General features: G+C 42.3%; 15 protein-coding genes. All 15 read left to right on the plus strand.

Features of this window, described 5'->3' with window-relative positions; genetic code table 11:
- The first annotated feature begins 527 nt into the window (after positions 1-527).
- Positions 528-1223: a LytR/AlgR family response regulator transcription factor gene (locus LZZ85_RS27425; protein WP_237877169.1), complete on the plus strand. Its 696-nt coding sequence runs from the start codon at positions 528-530 to the stop codon at positions 1221-1223.
- A gap of 513 nt (positions 1224-1736) precedes the next feature.
- Positions 1737-1943, plus strand: a complete 207-nt coding sequence (locus LZZ85_RS27430) for a hypothetical protein (protein ID WP_237877171.1) — start codon at positions 1737-1739, stop codon at positions 1941-1943.
- 227 nt (positions 1944-2170) lie between these two features.
- A complete protein-coding gene (locus LZZ85_RS27435; protein WP_237877173.1) occupies positions 2171-4357 on the plus strand; it encodes an ATP-binding protein in 2187 nt (728 codons plus the stop codon).
- Between the two features lie 162 nt (positions 4358-4519).
- Complete coding sequence (locus LZZ85_RS27440; RefSeq protein WP_237877175.1) at positions 4520-5026, plus strand: hypothetical protein; 507 nt, start codon at positions 4520-4522, stop codon at positions 5024-5026.
- Positions 5027-5402: 376 nt separating this feature from the next.
- Positions 5403-5975: a hypothetical protein gene (locus LZZ85_RS27445; protein WP_237877177.1), complete on the plus strand. Its 573-nt coding sequence runs from the start codon at positions 5403-5405 to the stop codon at positions 5973-5975.
- A 738-nt stretch (positions 5976-6713) separates the two neighbouring features.
- A complete protein-coding gene (locus LZZ85_RS27450; RefSeq protein ID WP_237877180.1) occupies positions 6714-7319 on the plus strand; it encodes a hypothetical protein in 606 nt (201 codons plus the stop codon).
- A gap of 34 nt (positions 7320-7353) precedes the next feature.
- Positions 7354-8148, plus strand: a complete 795-nt coding sequence (locus LZZ85_RS27455; RefSeq protein WP_237877181.1) for a polysaccharide biosynthesis/export family protein — start codon at positions 7354-7356, stop codon at positions 8146-8148.
- 116 nt (positions 8149-8264) lie between these two features.
- Positions 8265-10628 (plus strand): GumC family protein, encoded by a 2364-nt coding sequence (locus LZZ85_RS27460; RefSeq protein ID WP_237877183.1) that lies wholly within the window; start codon positions 8265-8267, stop codon positions 10626-10628.
- 71 nt (positions 10629-10699) lie between these two features.
- The gene (locus LZZ85_RS27465) at positions 10700-12208 is read left to right on the plus strand and encodes an oligosaccharide flippase family protein (RefSeq protein WP_237877185.1); all 1509 of its coding nucleotides are present in this window, start codon (positions 10700-10702) and stop codon (positions 12206-12208) included.
- The gene (locus LZZ85_RS27470) at positions 12192-12698 is read left to right on the plus strand and encodes an acyltransferase (protein ID WP_237877187.1); all 507 of its coding nucleotides are present in this window, start codon (positions 12192-12194) and stop codon (positions 12696-12698) included. The genes LZZ85_RS27465 and LZZ85_RS27470 overlap by 17 nt, the downstream gene beginning before the upstream one ends.
- 3 nt (positions 12699-12701) lie before the next feature.
- Positions 12702-13376, plus strand: a complete 675-nt coding sequence (locus tag LZZ85_RS28900) for a CatB-related O-acetyltransferase (protein WP_432422783.1) — start codon at positions 12702-12704, stop codon at positions 13374-13376.
- Between the two features lie 11 nt (positions 13377-13387).
- Positions 13388-14635: a glycosyltransferase family 4 protein gene (locus tag LZZ85_RS27480; RefSeq protein WP_237877189.1), complete on the plus strand. Its 1248-nt coding sequence runs from the start codon at positions 13388-13390 to the stop codon at positions 14633-14635.
- A gap of 47 nt (positions 14636-14682) precedes the next feature.
- Positions 14683-15957, plus strand: coding sequence for an O-antigen ligase family protein (locus LZZ85_RS27485; protein WP_237877191.1), 1275 nt, complete (start codon positions 14683-14685; stop codon positions 15955-15957).
- A 4-nt stretch (positions 15958-15961) separates the two neighbouring features.
- Complete coding sequence (locus LZZ85_RS27490) at positions 15962-17110, plus strand: glycosyltransferase family 4 protein (protein ID WP_237877194.1); 1149 nt, start codon at positions 15962-15964, stop codon at positions 17108-17110.
- On the plus strand, positions 17107-18225 hold the full coding sequence (locus LZZ85_RS27495) for a glycosyltransferase (protein ID WP_237877196.1): 1119 nt from the start codon (positions 17107-17109) through the stop codon (positions 18223-18225). Before LZZ85_RS27490 ends, LZZ85_RS27495 begins: the two co-directional genes overlap by 4 nt.
- Positions 18226-18228: the final 3 nt, after the last annotated feature.

Consider the following 18228-nt stretch of genomic DNA (forward strand, 5'->3'; position numbering starts at 1 on the left):
CGTCTGAGTCACACCGCAGGTGTGCGAAGGCGCCAAAAACTGTTTGAGCCAGCACGCCAAACGAACCGAAACACTCCTCCGGCGAGTTTTTTTGGTGCAGGTGACATCCTCCCATTTTTAGCCATTTTTTCCCAGCCTTGATTTTTTTTTGTTACTTTTTTTGCATCAAGGCAAAAAAAGTAAACGGAGTCTTCGAGGCAACCCCTCGAAAAAAAAGCGCCTTGCCCGCCCGCAAAAAAGTAAACAGCGTCTTCGACCTCCCGTCGAAAAAAAACGCCTTGCCCGTCCGGCAAAAACGTAAACAGAGTCTTCGCATCACCCCCCCTCAAAAAAAAACGCCTTGCCCGTCCGGCAAAAATGTAAACAGAGTCTTCAAGCCAACCCCTCGAAAACAAGCGCCCTTGCCCACCGGCAAAACTGCAAGCAGAGCCCTTCGACGCTCCCGTCGAAAAAAAACAGCCTCCCGGCGCTGCCTGCCGGACCTCCCCGGCAACGCCGCCAACCAACAAATTTGCTACCTTCATTTCATGAACATCGTGATCGTTGATGATAACAAAATTGCCCGCACTACCCTGAAGCAGCTCGCTTCCCGCGTGAAAGACCTTGTGGTAGTCGCGGAATGCGAGAATGCTATTGACGCCCGCGATGTGTTGCAGAATGAACCTGTCGACCTGCTTCTGCTGGATATCGAAATGCCTGAGATGAGCGGATTGGAGCTTACGCGCGATCTCGGGACTAAACGTCCGCTGATCATCTTCACGACTTCCCGGAAAGATTATGCGGTAGAAGCTTTTGAATTGAATGTGGTCGACTATATCGTAAAGCCTGTCACACTTTCCCGTTTCATCCAGGCGATCGATAAAGCCCGGGATATCAGGCAAAGCGATGGTGAAGAAATGAAAGTGTCAACAGACGCTTTCCTATTCATCCGGGATTCGAGTGTGGTAAGACGACTTAGCATTGAAGATATTCTGTATGCAGAGGCGATGGGTGACTATGTCAAGCTGCATACTTCTCAAAAATTTTATGCCGTTCACACAACACTTAAAGCAGTGGAAGAACGGCTCCCTTCCAACCAGTTCCTGCGCATTCACCGTTCCTTTATAGCTGCGTTATCCAGGATCGATACGATCCAGGATGGGGCGGTTGTCGTCAATGGGAAATCGCTTCCTGTGGCAGATGCCTATCGGGCAGGCCTTAATAAACGGATGAATATCCTTTAACAATTCGTTAGGTCTTCACCTCTCTATAATACTTGCAACGCATTTATCCCAGCGGGAACCTTACGCCGATCAATACTCATGGGTTCACGGCAGGCCTGATGTGTATTTTGTTTTTGTAAAAAAACGACCGATCAGATCTCCTCATTCGCCGACTCATTTCCCCTGCCTGTCTATACTGGCTTTTCTATGTAGCAGACAAGTCTGAGCTTTGGTGTGTTGAGAAGGACGAAAGGCCCGGTTGGTGATGAGATACTGGTTGAGGCCTGTGAGATGGGAAGGTGAATACGTCGTCCTCAATATATACTATCCGGGATCCTGCAGCGCAGGTAATGATGAGGCAGGTCAACTCTGGGAAAATGATCAGTGATGATTGAATAGAGTAGGATCCCGGTTTTTATCGATCAATTTTTTTATTCTCATAGCAGTTTGGTTTTGGTTACGGGCTGCATGTTCATGCGGCCCTCTTTTTTACTCTCCCTTGACAGGTCCTTCCGGCATCTATATAAAACAGGAATGAAAACAATCTACACCATATTATTTTTTCTTGACCTTGCTGTGCTGATCCTGCTGGCATATTTGCTGCTGCGGCTGGTGGATTCCGGGGGACATACCGTATTGATGATCGCGGTATGTCTTGGTATGATCGGCAGCATCCTGTTGCTGGGAATGTTTGTAGGAGAGTATATGCGTCCGCAACGCGGAAAAGGTACTGACCTCTAAAAGCATTTGCCTTTTAAGTTATACTTCTTAAGTCTGACGGCCATTGGCCGAAAATATTACCGGCTACTCTTGGAGATGCCTGACCGCAATACTGGTAATTACTACACGCATGAGACCTTCGGTCATCTTACTGCCTGAAAACGTATCCTTAAATAAATGGCATTGGTTTACGATCTTTTAGTACCGAACTCCATGTGCTTTCCTTAACTTACAGTAGTCTTCTGCACATGACCAGTAAAAGAATCATCTATTACCTGCTGGCCGCTTTTATTACCGGCAATCTCCTGCTCATTTTCATGCAATATAATTCCGCCAGGAATATCGATACCCTGATATACGGAAACGAGAAATTACTGGAAGAATTTAAAACAGACAATGAATTACGCGAACTGGAAAAGAACATGTTTGCTATGGAAAGCGATATCCGCGGAGCGATCGCCATGTCTGATGAATCCGTTGCACGCAATATTACTGAACAGGTAGATGCTGTTCAACGTGATCTTTTATTATTGCAGCAAATAACTGATGATGACAGTTCCATAAAATTCATCGACGACCTTGACAGGCTTGTTCAGGAGAAGATCCTGCTTAGCAGGCAGATCCTCGACACATTCGTTCATTCGGGAAAGAAATCTGCGGAGATCTTGATGGCTGATCAGCAGGGGCGAAAACTAATGGATTCGATCTCACTGGTATCACATAAAATCGATACAAGCCGCCAGGCATTGTTTACCGTTGTCACAAAATCCATCGATGATAGTGGACGCAAAGCGCGTCGCTGGGGAACGATCCTCATCATTATTGTTTTGCTGAGCGGAGCAGGCTTGTTCTGGTATATTATTAATCGTATTGCAAGTCAGAACCAATTGATCCGTCAACTGGATGCATCAGAGAGAAAGGAAAGGGAAGCGGCGCGTATCAAAGAGAATTTTCTGGCAAACATGAGTCATGAGATCAGGACTCCGATGAATGCCATACTTGGCTTTGCTTCTTTGCTTGAAAAGAAAACACTTGACAGGGAATCTGCCGACTACATACATACGATCCGCCAATCGGGAGAGAATCTGTTAACGATCATTAATGATATCCTTGACCTGTCCAGGATCGAAGCGGGGATGATGCGGATCGAGTCGATCCCTTTCGGGGTCCGTGAACTTATGCAATCTGTTGAAACGATGTTCCGTGAGAAGGCGAAGGAAAAAGGATTGTTACTTTCAACAGTGATCGATGATAAGGTGCCGGAAGAGCTGCAGGGAGATGCGGTCAGGCTTACGCAGATCATGGTAAACCTGATCGGCAATGCGATCAAATTCACCAGGCAGGGGAGTGTCAGTATCCAGGTGAGTGCTTCCGGCATGAAAGAAGATGAGGTGTTGCTTGCGGTGTCAGTAAGCGATACAGGCATCGGCATAGATAAAGAAAAGCTCCCGGGGATCTTCAACCGGTTTGAACAGGCTGAAGATTCTATCACGAGGAAGTACGGCGGCACAGGGCTTGGCCTGTCTATCGTGAAAGATCTGGTAGATATGCAGCATGGAAATATAACCGTTATCAGTGAGCCCGGGTTGGGAACACGTTTTCAATTCAGCATTCCGTATAAGATTGTATCATCAGCCAGCGGTGTAAATAGTGTTAAAGAGGAAAGCCGTTTCGCGGAACCCGCGAAAGAACTGAAAGTACTGGTAGTGGAGGATAATGAGATCAATCAGTCATTGATGAAAAAGTTGCTTGGAAGCTGGGCGATCGATCCCGATATCGTGTCGAATGGCCTTGAAGCAATTGAGCGCCTTCAAATAAGTAAGTATGATATAATTCTGATGGATATACAAATGCCGGAAATGGATGGTTATACAGCTGCAAGAATTATCCGGGAAGAATTGCGGATATCCACTCCCGTTATTGCGATGACCGCACATGCGCTGGCGGGTGAGCGCGAGAAATGTCTCGCGGCGGGAATGGATGAGTATATCGCAAAGCCTGTCCGTGAACGCGAATTACAACAGATGATCGTACGGTTTTCATCGTCTGTGCTTGATCAGGATCAGGAAAAAAATATATCAGCCAACCACAAATACAAGTACATCGATCTCTCGTATATGGAAGAGATCAGCGGAGGAGACATCGATTATGAACGAACTGTTACAGCGCAATTCCTGGAGATCATACCGGCAGATCTTGTAAAAATGAATAATGCGCTGAATAAAAAAGACTTTACGGCCCTGTCAAAATTAGCTCATTCGATAAAAGCGTCCATCGCGGTAATGGGAATGAATGCAGCAATGGATATCGAGCTTGATACAATGGAAACAGGTAGCAGTGAAATGGAAAAGTATGTTGCATTTACCAGGTTTGCGGAGTATTGCAAGGAAGCAATGAAGGAAGTACATCATTTCAATGCGATCATTAACAAATGATCGTTTCATTGAATAAATAGAAACTTTACGACCTGTATCGGTTCACGATTTCTTAATAAATGTTAAACTCCGCAATTATTAACGACCAAAATAGCCAATTCACCGACTTGTTGTTGCTTTGACACCGTTTGTGAAGTAGGTTTGAGGTAACAATAAGTCACCATGAAACAAATGCTACCATTGCGGACAATCGAGTACAACGTACCATTGCCGGCAAAATCCATCAGGCATGTTGGAGCGGATGGAGAGATCGGGCATGAGCAACCCACCAGTTTGCTGCATGCACACATCGATTTTCAGAGCGGCCGCTTACAACTGGACGGCAACTGGAAGTTTATTATGTCATCCAATTCACAAGCGGAAAAGAGATGGTTTGATCTTCACCGGGAATGGATCCATCTGAATGCAACCGTCTATCCGGGTCAGGCTGTCGACCTTGCTGATGCGAAGTCAGGCGCTGCCTTTGCTGTTGAAGGTGTTTTGTCAGATGGAGATACAGAAGCGGAATACACAGGTTTGTTGCTGCTTGATCCGGGCAAACCGAACAACGCCACCAGTATTCAATGCTGGAAATTGAGCCTGTACCTGTACAATACCGAGTCTGATGAATGCGAGATCAAGTTGACCTGGGCGTTCTATCCTGCGGCGAAGTTGGGAGAGATGAATTGAGCAGGTTGTTGCCTGATGGACTGACTTCTGTCGAAAGTTTGCACAGTATGTTGATCACAGAAAGGGAGTTCATTAATAGTAACAATCCCTGGATAATTATTTATAGAGGAAGCATCATATGCCTTCCTCTTTTTTTATGTGCATCAATACCCGTGGGTATTATTATTCTGCCTGGTGAATGAAGCGAGATCAGAGGCGTTTAGATCACTACCTGATCTGCAGGCCCTGCAATCGAATGTTTGTCATCAACAATCAACCATCGATTTCTCCTACCCGCCGATCTCCAAAGCCGATTCAACGAAAGCCGGATTGAATCGCATGACGGGTGATATAGATTTGAATCATCAAACAATTATTCATCATTAATGGGAAGCAAATGAAAAATTTATTCATATTACCTGCAACTTTTTTGTTGTCAGTCGTTGTAGCAAATGCTCAGGGAAATACGCCTGATATTATAAAGGCGAAAGCAGAGATCAAAGAATCGAAGATCGAAAAGAGAGAAGCAAAGAAAGAACTTCGTGGAATAGACGGGGATGAACCGGGAGTAATGGTCATGGATCATTTCTACGAAGACTTTGGAAATATAGATCCGGCCTGGAAAAGGACAAAATTCTTTGATGAAGCAAGTTTTATAAGTGATGGTAAGTTGACCGTTGCTTATTATAATTCAGATGCCACGCTGGTTGGGACAACGACACCTGCGACGTTTGCTGAACTGCCCGCCAGTGCGCAGAGTTCTATTAAAAAGCAATACAAAGGGTTTGAGAGCGGGAAGGTGATCCTGTTCAGGGATAACACGGAAGACGCGTCAGATATGATGTTATATGGCAAGACGTTCTCTTCTGGCGACAACTACTTTGTGGAATTGGCAAAAGCCGGAAAGACGGTGATCGTGCAGGTAGGAATGGATGGTTTGGTCAGCTTCTTCTCAGAAAAAGCGAAATAGGTCTTAGGATGGTTTTCATGATACAGGTTTATGGTTTAGTGCCCCGGGAGACCGGGGCATTTTGTTTATTAGCCTGAACACCGGGGACGTTGGAGTTTACGTAAAGGAGATTGGTTGAATGACAGCGTGCGGAGCTTGGTTGTTGCGGCAATGGTGTAAAGTGGTGTGGTTATGGTGTAACCAGCTTGCCGGGCCGGGTGAGGTCCCGGATGGGGGCGAGGCGATGTTTGCCCGTATGAGGTCATTTCTTTGCAATGTTACGGGCAGGTCGGGGTCGTAAATCCCCGCTATGGTTCATTTTACGGTATTATTCGAGTACAAACACGTGCAATAAGTTAAAGGCTTTAACGTCTATATATCACCCGCGAAGGGTACCCGTACCTGCTCTTAATCAACAAATTAAGGGTTTTCTATTAGCCGAATGTTATGTAAGGATGAAATTGTTCTTTTTTCTCTATTACCTAACGAGTTATAACGGTTATGCTTTCCAATGATTTTAGTTTTTGCTTACCTTCAGCCGCGCATGAAAACGTGGTCATCTTATTGATGCTCAGGCGGCGAGGTGATTATGTATATGATTTAGCCGGCAGGCGAGCTGGCCCGATTTTTTCTCAATGCGCCCAAAAAATGGCCAGTCATTTGCTAATTGCTTGTGACTGAGATGGCGAAGCCTTGTATTTTGTGGGTATTCCAATAAGCAAAAATTATTATCTTACGCACCTATTATCCATTGTCGAAATGAAAAAACAACCAACCCTACTGATCCTTGCTGCACTGTTATGTGTAAGCACGTCCTCTTTGTTTGCGCAGAATGGCCAAATGCGTGAATCGATTTTTGAGCCGGGGCAGAGAAAGCCGATTTATTCGCTTGGCGGATATTTTGTAATGAGCGGTAAAGAGAATCATCCGATCGGATTGAACGGAGAGTTTAAAGTAATGAAAGTAACGTCATTTTTAAACCCGGAGGCACAGCAATTAAGCAATAGTTTTATTACAACTACTATTGGTCTTTATTCGGTTCCCGAAGCGGATTCCAAATTCGGGTTCTTCGATAAACACAAAACACCGACGATCAATATCGCATATCTCATGGCGGGTTATCGGTATTATTTCGGTTCTTTTGACTACGATCAGAGTGACCCGTGGCAATGGTTTTTGGAAGGTAATTTGGGGTTAGGAATGATCACTTACAAAAATCCAGCTGTTGCATTTTCTGCGGGTGCTGGTTTTTCACTTTCGAAGCGTCTTGACGGGCATATTTTCTATTCGGGCTTTTACCATAATGACAAACCGCTGAATAATATCGGAAGCCTGTCTTTTGGCATGGCGTATAAATTCCGTTGATAGGAAGCCCGATTTTTTTAATCTTATATATTTAATGAAAAACAGTAACCTACTAGGCCTAATTGTGCCTTTAGTCCTATTATACAGTTGCCGCACGTCCAAGCAACTTCCATACTTTCAAGACCTGTCAGATACGGCTACTGTTCAAACAATTGCTACTGCAAAAGCTCCGCCGCTCAGCCTACAAGCTGACGATCAGGTTCAGGTTTCTATCTCCAGTCCAAGTGCAGAGGCAACAAGTTTTTTTAACCTGATCACTGCCAATCCCTCACCTTCTACGGGCACATTATCAAATTCAAGTAGTGTTAATCAGAGTTTTATAAACGTTTATGTTGTATCTACTGAAGGACGAATTACTATGCCGATATTGGGAGATATTCAGGCAGCCGGTTTAACATTAGAGCAGTTACGACAGAAAGTGGTGGTAGCGCTCAAACCTTATTTGACCAATGCTATTGTTTCTACAAGATTGATCAATTTTAAAGTTACCGTAATTGGTGAAGTCAGTAAGCCATTTACTGTGCCGGTGAATGGAGAGAAAATTAATGTTATAGAGGCGATAGGAGCTTCGGGAGACATGACTGTATTTGGTTCTCGTAAAAAAGTTAAGGTTATACGGAAACTTCCTGACGGAAATACTGAAGTTGCCAAGCTTGACTTTAATAGCAGCAGTGTTTTTCAATCGCCATACTTCAATTTGAGACAAAATGATATTGTGTATGTGCAGCCGAATAAAAATAAAGGATTTCTTGCCGACAATACTACGTTCTGGGCTTCTATGATTCTCAGTGTTGCCTCAATTTTAACGATTATTCTCACTCGAAATTAGTCCGTCTTTTCTTTCCATCTTTCTCAAATGCATTTGGAGTAAACTAAATGTTCAGGATTAGCTTTGATAATTTCAAAGAAGTTCTGAGGTGTAAAATATTTTAATCATACTTTAATATGAAGGATCAAGATATATATAGTGAAGATGTTCATCTGGCGGAGGAGGATTTTGATATTAAAAGATGGATTTTCCGTGTATCTCGTTCGTGGTACTGGTTTGCTGGAAGCTTATTTATCTGTTTTCTGGGAGCATGGTTATATTTACGTTACACAAACCCTATATATCGAGCCGTCGCGTCGGTTATGATCAAAGATGAAAAAAAGGGTGGTGATGTAGACAACTCGCTTCTGAAGGAACTTGGAGTTAGCGCTAATAAACTTGTTGAGAATGAAATTGAAGTGTTAAAGAGTTATGACCTTATGGAGGAAGTTGTGAAAAGGGAAAAATTGAATATTTTCTTTTTTGCAGAGGGACGTATTCGGGATATTCCTCTTTTTGATCATGAAGTTCCATTTCAGCTAGACATCCTAAATCAGGACAGTATAGTTAATTATGCTGAATGGGCGGTTATGATAGTTGCAGGAGGGATTGATATTTCAAGTGGTACGAAAAAGCTCACTGCAGTCAAATATGGAGAGACTTACACTTTGGATGGTTTCAGATTCAAAGTGTTTCCCAAAGACATCTCTCAAAATTCCGGAAAAATTCAGCAAGCATTTAACGGAGCCTATTTTATCAAGATAATACCCGTTGTTGCCGCTACCAGTTCTTACAGCGGCAAATTAGTTATTGGGGCGGTCAGTAAGCAGTCTTCAGTTGTTAACCTTACAATTGATGACTTACATAAATCTAGAGCAAAGGTAGTATTGGAAGGCCTTATTGACATTTATAACCGGCAGGGGTTGGATGACAAGAATAAAGTCACGGCTAATACGATAGATTTTTTAAGTGAAAGATTAAGGGCTGTAGCTGTGGATCTTCAGGGCGTTGAAGGAGATGTCGAAAGGTTTAAAAGTAAAAATCAAATAACAGACATCTCCTCAGATGCACAACAGTTCATGGAGATGACGAAAGATATTGATATGCAGCGCGCGGAGAGTCAGACTCGCCTAAATATTGTATCTGCATTAGAGACGGACCTTTTAGTTAATCAGGAAAATGCGGGGCTTGTACCCAGTACTTTAGGAATTCAGGAAGTTTCTTTGGCTTCTCTTGTCGAACGGCATAATTCCCTGGTATTAGAAAAGGAGCGAGTGGAGAAAAACAAAGAGATTGGGCCACAAAATCCACTACTCATCGATTTGCAACAACAAGTTCAGGAGACCCGCAAGAAATTGCTTGCCAACGTTCGAAACCTTAAACAGGCGTATCAGATAACACTCAATGATATCGCGAGAAAAGATGAACAGTTGAGGGGGCGGTTGAGGAACATTCCGCAGTTGGAGCAAAAGCTTGTGGAGATTAAAAGAAATCACAATGTTGAAGAGCAACTGTATGCTTTTTTACTTCAGAAAAGAGAAGAAGCTGCGGTGACGCTTGCCTCCAACATCCCTGACTCGCGGACGATCGTAAGGGCACGTGAAGTGGGCCAGGTTGCCCCGACATCAAAGGTCATTTGGATTGTCGCCATTCTGATAGGCCTTTTCACCCCATTGATCGTAATGCTGATTAGAGATTTTTTTAATAATAAAGTTGGAGATGCGTCAGAAGTCGGAAGAAAAACCAGAGTTCCGCTGCTTGGTGTTATATCCCACATCTCACGCATTAAATCCGCTTTCATTATAACTGCAAAGTCAAGGTCAGTTGTTGCCGAACAAATTCGTACACTGAGGACTGCAATAGGTTTTACAGGAAAAGGGAAAGATGTTAAAAGAATTCTGGTGTCTTCTTCCCAGCCAGGAGATGGAAAGAGCTTTATAAGCATTAATCTCGCAGCGAGTTATGCGTTACTCGGGAAGAAGACCGTAATTGTCGAGCTAGACCTTCGCAAACCGCACGTGGGAAAATATTTAGGAATAGTATCCAAACAGGGCATTAGCGCTGTTCTAGCGGGAAAAGAAAAATTAGAATCTGTGTTGGTTGACATCCCGGAATTTGGCGGAAATCTTTCTTTATTACCCGCAGGATATCTTCCTCCTAACCCCGCAGAACTTATCTCTACCGTCCAAATGGAAATGTTATTCAAATCTCTGAGTGAGTTGTTCGACTATATAATAATTGACACACCTCCATTTGGCTTGGTAACGGATGCCGTTCTCCTCCAGCAGTATGCGGATATCACTCTTGCTGTTGTAAGGCAGGCACATACCAATAAAGAGGTTTATGCAGAACTGAATCAGAGAAGCCGGCAGAAGCCGGAGCATCCGCTTTATACCGTCTTAAACGGAGTCGGTTGGAAGAGACGTTATCAACAAGGATATGGATATGGCAAGTATGGACACTATGGTTATGGCAAAGGATACTTTGAAGAAGAGAAATAGGAACAATAATAAGGAAGGTAACAGGGGGTGATTCAATCGGGTGTTAGTTTTTAGATGAAATGCAATCAATTATGAACAGTAAGCGGATTTTTGTAAACGCAGGTGTATCTGTTGTTCAGGTAATCGTATCAGGGTTTGTACTTTTCTTTCTATACAAATTTCTTCTTAATGAAATCGGTGCGGGTCTGCTGGGGGTGTGGTCATTAATCATGGCAACTTCGTCTATGGCAAATCTTGCCAATTTTGGCCTCACCTCAGGATTAGTCAAATTTGTAGCTGAGTACAGGGCCAAAGGAAAGATATCAGAGTTGTATCCGCTTATTTTTACAGGACTTATTAGTATGGCCGTATTCATTTCTATAGCGATCGCGGTAATATACATTGCTAGTTTTTTTCTTCTCGAAAAGTTTATAGATAAGGAGTATTTGGACATTTCCATGGCAATTCTACCTTTTTCACTTTTAAGTTTGCTGCTTAATTCAATCGGCGGAATTTTTACGTCAGTCCTTGAAGGGATGCAGAAAAACTATTTAAGACATATTATTTATATCGGCGGCCTGGTTATTCTTGCGGTATTAAGCATCATCCTCGTTCCTAAGTATCAAATTTATGGAGTGGTGTATGCGCAATTAGCCCAGTCTTTTTTTGTATTACTTGGCGGTTGCATTGTTGTGGGGAGGTCTAAGCTTGTGACTCGATCTCAAAGTGTTTTGTCAGGGTGGGATAAGAATATTTTTAAAAGCCTGCTTTCTTACGGCTCCAAATTCCAGGTAATCTCTATCTGTCAGATGTTGCTTGATCCAGCGACAAAAATGCTTTTAAGTAAGTTCGGAGGGATCCAGTCGGTCGCTTATTATGAGATGGCAAACCGTTTAATTTCTCAGATAAGGGGGTTAATTGTAAGTGCCAACCAGGTTATGATTCCAGTCGTTGCGGAGGCAGCCGTGAACGGCAGGGAGAAGATTCGCAACATTTACGTAAAAACATTTCGGCTTATATTATTTATCGAAGTTCCGCTTATTACTCTTTTGATTATTTTTCTTCCGGTTATTTCGCAGGTTTGGATCGGACATATCGAGAGTTCATTTTTGACTTTTGCATATTTTCTTTCATTTCTTACAATAATTCTTGTTTTGAATGGCCCAGCTTATTTCGGTATACTGGGGGAAGGTAAGTTGAGAATGATGATGATCGTTTACATTCTGATGGCAATAATGAATGTACTTTCGGCCTACATTTTCGTTGTGTTTGATCCTGAATTCGGAGCATTTTGGGGTAGCATTTTGACAACGCTTGGTGGAATAATCGTGATGTCGATGTTATATCAGAAAGAGCATGGAATCAGGTTTAAGGATTTGTTTGCGAAAAGCGAGATTATGCTATTTGTTGCAGGTCTGGCAGTAACTGCATGCTCTATAATATTGAATTCTGTTGCAAAAAATATTTACCTGTCACTCGGAGTGAGCGCGCTCGTTTATTTAGTCTTTTTTTTACCAGCTGTTCTGCGTGATTATCGGGCGCAAGCCGTGATTAATAGGTTGTTCAAAAAAAAATCTCCTATCCATGAAACGGATGCTTAAAAAGGTGCTTGGCAAGAATGCGGCGGATGCGGTTCGGCCATATTTTCCTATGACGCGCTCAAAGTGGAAGCTTATTCTTATTAAGCGTAGGTTTAAAGAATTTGGCGAAAGAAGTACTATTACCAGCCCATCGATATTTCAAGGGATGGAAAACATATCTATTGGCAAAGATTCTGATATAGGGGCGTTTGTTCATATTTGGGGAAACGGTGGCGTGACAATTGGCGATGGCGTATTGATCGCGTCACACGTCGTGATTACGAGTTTAACTCACAGCTATTCGGGTAAACAGATAAAAAATGCTCCGACAGTAGCGGCCCCCATCCATATCGATAATGGCGTATGGATTGGTGCACATGCGGTGATTATGCCAGGTGTTACAATTGGTGAAGGTGCTGTTATAGGAGCTGGTGCTATTGTGACATCTAATGTTCCTGCTATGGCAATAGCTGTCGGTGTGCCTGCCAGGATAATAAAATATCGGGAATAACCCATGAAGAGTTTTTTAATAAACAGGATAAAAGATATTCAAAATGCTAGGATCCTATCAAAGCATAAAGGGAAAAATATCAGGTTTCTTAAGAATGTTAGAATCGACGCTAAATGTGTTTTTGAAGCTTGGGTATCTATTGGCGAGAGCAATAAGTTGAGTAATTGCCAAATCGGAACAGGAAGTTATACAGGGAGAAATGTTGAATTTGGGTCAGTTAAAGTTGGCAGATTCTGTTCAATCGGATCATTTGTCAGAAACACTGGGGGGCGGCATCCTTTATCCCGGTTTGTGTCAACTCACCCGGCTTTTTTTTCAACAGGGAAGGCGGCAGGGTTTACGTTCGGAAGAGAGCAGAAGTTTGAAGAGTTCAGATATGCCACTCCACCATTTTGGGTCGAGATCGGCAATGATGTCTGGGTAGGGGACAATGTAACTATTCTAGATGGTATTAAGATTGGTGACGGCGCGGTGATTGGAGCGAATGCGTTGGTTACGAAAGATATCGAACCATATTCTATCAATGTTGGTATACCAGCAAAGAAAATTGCATCCCGCTTTAATCAATCCGAGATTGATTTTCTGCTGGATGTAAAATGGTGGAATAGGGATTTCGAATGGATTCGAGACAATTTCAACATGTTTGATGATATAGAAAAACTTCGGAGCGCTTTATAAAAAGCTGATAAATGAAAGTAATATTTTCAACTGGCCATGGGCGTTTACATATAGTACAGTCAGCTGTATCTGTGAAGAAAGCGGGATGTAACGTGGTTCTAATAACAGGATGGGTTCCGGGTAAACACATATCTGAAAAATGGATAAACAGATTTGGCAGATTTCTCGGTCGTTCGAACCTTGCATCTGGATTAAAAAAGCGTTCTCCGAAAGAACTATCGCCAGATGAAATAAGAACGTGTGGCAGTTCTGAATTTGTTGTACAGATACTTTTTAAATTATCAGCATATCGCTTCTTCAAGCGGGCGGTTGGAGCTGTGCTTGGATGGCGGCTTTTTGGATGGCAGTCAAAAAAATATATCTCAAATGCTGAAATTTTTCATGTCAGAAGTGGTGCTGGTAGAGGAGGCGCAATAAAAAAAGCTCGTCAAAAGGGGATGAAGATCGTAGTTGATCATAGCATCTCTCATCCAAAAGAAATGGAGAAGCAATTGCTGAAGTCTGCGGGTAAAGGAGGAATAAAGCATAATCATTATCTTGGAACCTGGCCTTCTGACAAATTCTGGAGATCAATAGTAAGAGATTGTGAAGAAGCAGATGTTCTTGTAGTTAATTCAGAATATGTAAAATGGTCTTTTGTAATTGAAGGGTATGAAGCGGACAAGATCAAGGTTGTCCCTCTCGGCGTGAGTACGGAATTTGGGAGTGGTAAATTGAGCTATCAAACCACCAATGTGATCAAACTAGTGTTCACCGGGGCCTTTGGCAGCAGGAAAGGGGCATCAATAATTATAGAGGCGCTTGAGATTCTGGAGAAAAAAGGGGTTAAATATTCTTTTGAAGTTATTGGGAGTGTAATGGGGGATATTGTAATCCCTGATTGGGTGAATGAAAGTGATTCTATAAAGTTTTACGGCCATTTACCGCAATCTGAGATGATCCCATTGCTCACTCAGAGTGATATCTATATTTTTCCAACATACAGCGAGGGATCTGCTCAGTCAGTCAAGGAAGCAATGGCATTGGGGCTTCCCGTAATTACCACGCAACAGTGTGGGTCTCCAATTACGCACTTAAAGACAGGCATGCTCATTTCTGACGGCGACGCCAGTCAACTGGCAGAGGCTATTTTACAGTTAAGGGAAGACAAAGGCCTGCGGGAATCTATTGGCAAACAAGCCGCGCTTCTTATTAAAGGTGAGCACACCTGGGAGAATTATGGTGAAAAGATGGTTGAGATTTACAAGAATTTATTGTAGGTAAAAAGCACACATTGGCTAGCAGTCGTATTATAATAAAAGTGCAGATGGGCCTGTATGCTATTTTATCAGGCATAAGGCTAAACCTTGGAGGTCAGTTAGGCTTAAATGAGATACTGGCGGTCGGGGGGAGCTTATCAATAAAAAAATGGAAGGAACTATTCAGGGATGTACCGGACATAAAAAGGATAACTATAGCTTATTTAGTTTTTCTTTTTGCCCAGATATTAAGTGACATAGTAAATCATTCAGCTACGAATGATCTTGTGAGAGGCTGGGCAAATATTGCAATGGCCATTATAGTTACTAATTTTCTTGCGCGTCTGTTGTATCGCGCACCGGCCTTGATTGTCGTTTATTTGATCGGAGAGATTATACGCTTGGCGCTTTTCGGTGAGGAATCCGAGGGCGGGCTAGAGGATATGGGGTTCTTTAAATTTTACCTCGTGCCTATTCTCAATTCAATTGTATTAGTATTGGCGTATTACTTATTAAGTAAAAAAAGAGAAAGCCGCCGTCTGATTGTGGGCCTGCTTGTATTTTATGGGTTGTTCAGTATCGCGTTTGACGCGAGATCCAACGGGATTTTTTGGATACTTACAGGTTTCGTCCTTCTGCAGATGGAAAGGGTAAAAAAACTTACACTAAGGAAAGCTGTACCATATCTGGTTTTTTTTATAATTCTGTTCCAGCTTCTTTATAGTTTTTATGTGTCGTCGGTTCTATCAGGAAGTATTGGCGGGGATCACTCGAAAGAACAGTTTGACAGGCTTGAAAATCCATACAATCCCTTAGCACTATTAGCATCGGGAAGGGCGGAAACATTCGTCGCAATTGAAGCAATCAGAGACAAGCCTGTTTTTGGTCATGGTTCTTGGGCTCCGGATAAAGATGGGAAATATACTCTTTTGATGCATAAAATGCATGGTGAAGAGGAGAAGTTTCTTTCACATCTCGAAAATGCTGAAAAAGGCCTTATTATTCCAAGCCATTCAGTTATAATAGGCACATGGGCTTGTGCTGGGGTGCTTGGTTTCCTAGCTATAATGTACATCTTTGTTTTGCTGGTAAGACGTTTTTTTAGTCTCTTTCGGCAACCGGAGTTTTCAGCCAGCCCGCTTTGCCCGATATTGATTTACTTTTTTTTCTATCTCGTATGGACATTTTTCTTTTCGCCACTCCCGCATATTAAACAGACTTTGCCCGTTATGATAGCACTGGTGGTTGTATTACACCGCAAAGGAGAGATACAGTTTAAGCAAAAACAGGTTAAGCGGACAATGGATTCTATAGCTTTAACTAAAGTAGGATTTACAAACTGATTAGATGAAAATAGTTTTTATCTCGTTATCGGATGCTTCGGATGTTCGTAGTTGGTCTGGATTAACTTACCACATATCAAAAGCATTAGCTTCTCAGCCTGGCGTTCAGGTTATTTATTTGGATAAACTGGCAGAAAAATCTAAAGGAATCCCTTACTTAGTTCAAGGAGTAAAAAAGGTTTTATATGGAAAATTGGGAAAGCATATTGATATAAAACTTTCTCCTTGGCGACTTAAAAAAATAGGCAAAATACTATTAAAGTTATTGCCACAAGATGCAGATATAATTTTTGCTGATAGTTCACTACCGCTTGCATATTTGAAGACAGATATACCAAAGGTATTTTATACCGACGCGACTTTTGCGAGTATTCTCGGGTTTTACAGGCCGATTTCGTCGTATGCAAAAGAGACGATAAGAAACGGAAATAAAATTGATCGATTAGCCATTCAGGCAAGTAAGATCGCAATATATTCGTCCGATTGGGCGGCTGCGTCGGCAATAAAAGATTATGAGTGTAGCTCAGACAAGATAAAAGTTGTTCCTTTTGGCGCAAATATAGAATGTGACAGAACGTCTAATGATATTGATGCATTGGCCAGAAATCGCACAGACATGCCTGTATGTAATTTCCTCTTTTTAGGAGTTGATTGGGCAAGAAAGGGAGGCGATTTTGCAGTAGAAGTGGTCAAGAAAATGAATAGCCTTGGCGTTCCATCTGTTTTGCATATCGCAGGTATCCCTAATTTAAGTGATTACGGCGAGTTTGTTGTTAACCACGGATTTATAAGTAAACGGGAAGAGGCCGGTCGTAACAGACTCAGTGAACTGATGAGCAATTCACATTTTCTTCTTTTACCAACTCGCGCGGATTGCACTCCGGTCGCGTATAGCGAGGCGAATTCATTTGGTCTTCCAGTGTTAACCACCGATGTTGGTGGTATAAGAACAATAGTTCGGGATGGAGTGAACGGCTGGGCATTTCCCTTATCAGCCTCTGCTCAGGAATATGCTGATTTTGCAATATCTGTCTTCCAGGACAAAGACCGTTACAGGAAGATGTGTTTGTCTTCATTCGACGAATTTGAGAAAAATCTTAATTGGCATATATCAGGTAAACGAATCATCGAACTACTGAAAAATATCAAATGAAAAAATCGATTACGTTTGTAACGCTAGGCAACATTGAAACAATAGCCACGATGAAGAGAGCACTAGGAATGGCTTATCCTTTACATAAAGAGGGATGGAATGTGTCTATTATTGCTATGGATTGTTTTGAGAATCGTAAACGGATTTCATTAGAGTGCGGAAACGATGTTACTGTAAGGTATTATAAAGAATCCAGCGCCAATGACGAAGTAGCTCAGAAAACAGCCTTGATCAGAGAACTGAAACCGTCCCATATTTATTTCTGTTCATTCAGCGTGAGAAACCGTATTATAAAAAATAAACTCGGTTATAAGCCATTTATTATTATTGAACATAGTGAGCTTCAGTCTGGTATTAAGGATCTGTCGTTTCCCCAGAAAATAAAAGCTCATCTAATGGAATATGGCTCTGTTATATATGCAGATGGCCTCGTTTGTGCAAGTACCTTCCTTGTAAAGGAATACAGGAAGTATGCAAAAAAGTTATTTAAAAGGAAAATGCCAATTTCCTATTCGCCGTACGCGTTCAATAATGATGTAGTTTCTGCACCCAAAATCATTCTTGAAGAGCTGGAGGAAAAATATCGTGGGAAAGATGTGTTTCTTTATATGGGGACAATGACAAGAAATTATGGACTGTTTGCGATGCTAGATGCAATGAAAAATAACAGAGCTCAGTATCCCGAGGCCAGGCTTTTGTTAATGGGTAAGGGGCGACATTACCAGGAAGGTATTGCCTATGCCGAGAAAAACAATCTTACTAACATTGTCGATTTTTTGGGTTATGTGCCTGAAGAAGAGATCAGTTCATATTTCGAATTGGCCGACGCTTTCATTTCGCCATTGAATAATACAGTTCAGGATATTGCGCGTTGCCCCAGCAAAATTTACATGTACCTGCCATTCAAAAAGCCGGTATTTACCAGTAAGATCGGGGAGCCTGCTGAGATCTTCGGGGAAAACGGCTTCTACTTTGACACTAGCAAGCCAGAGTCCTTATCCGTATTAATGATGCAGAAGAAAGAAGGAAAACTCCGTGAGCCTGATATCAATATTGATGAGCATAGCTGGCACCAAAGAACAATAGACTTCAATAACTGGATCAATTCACTTTAATAG

Origin of the sequence: Terrimonas ginsenosidimutans (genome assembly GCF_022012415.1) — a bacterium.
Lineage (GTDB): Bacteria > Bacteroidota > Bacteroidia > Chitinophagales > Chitinophagaceae > Terrimonas_A > Terrimonas_A ginsenosidimutans.

What these genes read in the sequence shown, in the direction of transcription:
- LZZ85_RS27455 (WP_237877181.1), top strand. Translation starts at nt 7,354, where the DNA reads ATGAAAAACAGTAACCTACTAGGCCTAATTGTGCCTTTAGTCCTATTA.
- LZZ85_RS27465 (WP_237877185.1), top strand. Translation starts at nt 10,700, where the DNA reads ATGAACAGTAAGCGGATTTTTGTAAACGCAGGTGTATCTGTTGTTCAG.
- LZZ85_RS27435 (WP_237877173.1), top strand. Translation starts at nt 2,171, where the DNA reads ATGACCAGTAAAAGAATCATCTATTACCTGCTGGCCGCTTTTATTACC.
- LZZ85_RS27480 (WP_237877189.1), top strand. Translation starts at nt 13,388, where the DNA reads ATGAAAGTAATATTTTCAACTGGCCATGGGCGTTTACATATAGTACAG.
- LZZ85_RS27440 (WP_237877175.1), top strand. Translation starts at nt 4,520, where the DNA reads ATGAAACAAATGCTACCATTGCGGACAATCGAGTACAACGTACCATTG.
- LZZ85_RS27460 (WP_237877183.1), top strand. Translation starts at nt 8,265, where the DNA reads ATGAAGGATCAAGATATATATAGTGAAGATGTTCATCTGGCGGAGGAG.
- LZZ85_RS27490 (WP_237877194.1), top strand. Translation starts at nt 15,962, where the DNA reads ATGAAAATAGTTTTTATCTCGTTATCGGATGCTTCGGATGTTCGTAGT.
- LZZ85_RS27445 (WP_237877177.1), top strand. Translation starts at nt 5,403, where the DNA reads ATGAAAAATTTATTCATATTACCTGCAACTTTTTTGTTGTCAGTCGTT.
- LZZ85_RS28900 (WP_432422783.1), top strand. Translation starts at nt 12,702, where the DNA reads ATGAAGAGTTTTTTAATAAACAGGATAAAAGATATTCAAAATGCTAGG.
- LZZ85_RS27450 (WP_237877180.1), top strand. Translation starts at nt 6,714, where the DNA reads ATGAAAAAACAACCAACCCTACTGATCCTTGCTGCACTGTTATGTGTA.
- LZZ85_RS27430 (WP_237877171.1), top strand. Translation starts at nt 1,737, where the DNA reads ATGAAAACAATCTACACCATATTATTTTTTCTTGACCTTGCTGTGCTG.
- LZZ85_RS27425 (WP_237877169.1), top strand. Translation starts at nt 528, where the DNA reads ATGAACATCGTGATCGTTGATGATAACAAAATTGCCCGCACTACCCTG.
- LZZ85_RS27470 (WP_237877187.1), top strand. Translation starts at nt 12,192, where the DNA reads ATGAAACGGATGCTTAAAAAGGTGCTTGGCAAGAATGCGGCGGATGCG.
- LZZ85_RS27485 (WP_237877191.1), top strand. Translation starts at nt 14,683, where the DNA reads ATGGGCCTGTATGCTATTTTATCAGGCATAAGGCTAAACCTTGGAGGT.
- LZZ85_RS27495 (WP_237877196.1), top strand. Translation starts at nt 17,107, where the DNA reads ATGAAAAAATCGATTACGTTTGTAACGCTAGGCAACATTGAAACAATA.